Below are 2,596 nucleotides of genomic sequence, written 5' to 3'. Positions count from 1 at the left end.
GCAGAAGGGGGCCATCGACCAGCCATCCGCGGCGATATGGTGCATCACCAGCAACAGCACGTGCTCCTCCGGCCCCAGCCTGAAGATCCATCCGCGGACCGGCAGGTCGGCGGCCAGGTCAAAGGCGTGGCCGACGGCCTGATCGATCCGTGCGGTCAACTCCTCCTCCGGGCACTCGACGACCTCGACGACCGGACGGGCCTCGACGACCTGCTGGTACGGCACGCCGTCCACGGCCGGGAAGACGGTGCGCAGGCTCTCGTGCCGGTCGGCCACGTCGCCGATCGCGGCGGTGAGGGCCTCTCGATCCAGCGGACCGGACAGTCCCAGAGCGACCGGGATGTTGTAGGTGGCGCTGGGCCCCTCCCACTCGTGCAGGAACCAGAGCCGCTGCTGCGCGAACGACAGCGGCACGACGCCGGGGCGGGGGGCCGCCGTCAGCGCCGGACGGGTCGTTCCCGCCACGGCGCGCCGCGCGATCCCCGCCACGGTGGGGTTCGCGAACAGCTCCCGCACGCTCAGCTCCACGCCCAGCACCGACCGGATCCTGGAGATCAGCCGGGTCGCCAGCAACGAATGCCCGCCCAGCTCGAAGAAGCCGTCGTCGACGCCCACCCGGCCCACGCCCAGCACCTCGGCGAACAAACCGCACAGAACCTCTTCACGCGGATCACGCGGCCCGCGACCGGTGGAGAGCCCGTCGAAGGAGGGCACGGGCAACGCCCGCCGATCCACCTTGCCGTTCGGCGTCAGCGGCAACGCCTCCAGCGGCACGAACGCCGCCGGCACCATGTAGTCCGGCAGCAGCGCGGCCACGTGCGCCCGCAGCTCCCGCGCGCCGGGCACCGCCCGCGCGTCCGTGGCCGTCAGGTACGCCACCAGCCGCCGCTCGCCCGAGCCGTCCTCGGCCACGGTGACGACCGCCTGCGCCACCTGCGGGTGAGCGGCCACCGCCGCCTCGACCTCGCCCGGCTCCAGCCGGAGGCCGCGCAGCTTGACCTGGTCGTCGGCCCGGCCGACGAACTCCAGCACCCCGTCGGCCCGCCACCGCGCCACATCGCCCGTCCGGTACATCCGGGTGCCCGGCTCGAAGGGACAGGCCACGAACCGGCCCGCGCTCAGCCCGGGACGGCCGGCGTACCCGCGGGCCAGACCGCCACCGCCCAGGTAGAGCTCACCCGCCACCCCCGCCGGCACCGGCCGCAGGCCGGAGTCCAGCAGATAGACGCTCTTGCCGATCAACGGGGTGCCGATGGGTACGGGGTTCGGCGCGCGGCCGGGCTCGCACTCCCACATGGTCGCGCCGATCGTCACCTCGGTCGGGCCGTAGCCGTTGAACATCCTGCGGCCGACCGACCAGGTCGCCGCGAGCGCCGGGGAGCACGCCTCGCCGCTCACCGTCAGCGCGAGGCCGGCGGGAAGCCCGTTGGCGGGCAGGTCAGCCACCACGGCCGGTGGAATGGCGACGTGGGTGATCTCGTGCTCGGTGGCGAAGTCGATCAGGTCCTGGCCGAGCGGCCGCTCGCCGTCGGGGAGGACGAGCGTCCCGCCCGAGAGCACGGCGCCGAACAGATCCCACAGGGCCGCGTCGAAGCTGGTGGAGACGAGCTGCAGGACGCGGCTGCCGGGCCCCACCGCCTGGCGGTGCCGCTGGCCGGCCACGACGTCGCCCACGCCCGCGTGCGCCACCACCACGCCCTTGGGCTGTCCGCTCGAGCCTGAGGTGTAGACGACGTAGGCGGCGTTGCCGAGCATGATCGGGCGGCGGGGGTCGGTCGCGGGCGCGTCGGAGAGCCGGGCCGCGTCGTCCAGCAGCAGCCGTGGCGTGCCGTCCTCCGGCAGCCCGGCGGCCCACTCGGCGGTGCTCAGCACGAGCGCCGGAGGGCAGTCCGCGAGCATGTACCGGATGCGCTCGGCCGGATAGCCGGGATCGATCGGCACGAACGCGGCGCCGGTCTTGAGCACCGCGAGGATGGCGACGACCCAGAGGTCGCAGCTCGGCATGGCGAGCGCGACCCGGTCCTCCAGCCGCACCCCGCGCTCGATCAGGAGGTGGGCCAGCTGGTTGGCGTGCGCGTTCAGCTCGTCGTAGGTGAGCGTGCGGTCGCCGTAGGACAGGGCGGCGGCGTCCGGGGTGCTGCGTGCCTGCCGTTCGAACAGCTCGTGAACGCAGGTGCGCACCGGATAGTCGGTGTCCGCGGTGGCGTTCCAGTCGTGGAGGATGCGGTGCCGCTCGTCCGGGGTGAGGAGCTCGGGGGCGCTGATGGGGTGGTCGGGGGCGGCCGTCATGGAGGTGAGCAGCCGCTGGAAGCGGAGCGCGAGCCGTTCCACGGTGTCGCGGTCGAACAGGTCGGCGGCGTACTCGATCATGCCGCTCATCCCGGCCGCCCGGCCGTCGGCGTCGTGCTCCTCGGTCAGGGCGACAGTGAGGTCGAACTTGGCCACGTGGAAGCCGACCGGCTGCTCGGCGGCCGTGACGCCGGCGAGGTCGAGGTCGTGGCCGGTGACGTTGTTGAGCGCCAGCATGGTCTGGAAGAGCGGGTGGTGGCTGCCGCGCGAGGGGTTGAGCGCCTCCACCAGCCGCTCGAACGGCAGG

At 73.5% G+C, this 2,596-nt stretch carries 1 protein-coding gene; it reads right to left on the bottom strand.

What is annotated here, in order from left to right:
- A partial coding sequence (locus V5E28_RS48765; protein WP_336217151.1) for an amino acid adenylation domain-containing protein occupies positions 1 to 2,596 on the bottom strand: 2,596 nt, incomplete at both ends.

Source organism: Nonomuraea sp. LPB2021202275-12-8, assembly GCF_037044575.1.
In the GTDB taxonomy this organism is placed as follows: domain Bacteria; phylum Actinomycetota; class Actinomycetes; order Streptosporangiales; family Streptosporangiaceae; genus Nonomuraea.
The sequence above is the reverse complement of the archived record's forward strand: the minus strand, read 5'-3'. Positions and strand labels throughout refer to the sequence as shown.